Origin of the sequence: Vibrio sp. TH_r3, assembly GCF_033101115.1 — a bacterium.
Taxonomy (GTDB): Bacteria; Pseudomonadota; Gammaproteobacteria; order Enterobacterales; family Vibrionaceae; genus Vibrio.
The window spans coordinates 1-317 of record NZ_JAWMPW010000101.1 but is presented as its reverse complement, the minus strand read 5'-3'; the positions used below and the strand labels follow the sequence as shown (position 1 = coordinate 317).

The following is a 317-nucleotide window of genomic DNA, read 5'->3' as shown; positions in this document are numbered from 1 at the left end:
TGAAGTGGTCAAGAATAATTGGCCACGATTTCGGAGTTTAACCAGAATAATCGTTCCGATTCATTCGGTGTTAATCCTCCATTATATTGATGGGGCCTAAGCTGGCTGTAATATCCAATAATGTACCGAACAATCTGTTCTTTAGCTTCAGAAAAAGTACGATAACCATTTTCAGGGATCCATTCACTTTTCAAACTTCTGAAGAAACGTTCCATCGGACTATTATCCCAACAATTTCCTCTGCGTGATAAGCTCTGCTTGATTCGATAACGCCAAAGTAATTGACGATATTTCCTACTTGTATAATGACTTCCCTG

General features: G+C 38.8%; 1 protein-coding gene. It reads right to left on the bottom strand.

Features of this window, described 5'->3' with window-relative positions; genetic code table 11:
* Window positions 1-8: 8 nt before the first annotated feature.
* Window positions 9-317: integrase core domain-containing protein (locus R3X26_RS18975; RefSeq protein WP_317718868.1), on the bottom strand; the 309-nt coding region annotated here is incomplete at its 5' end.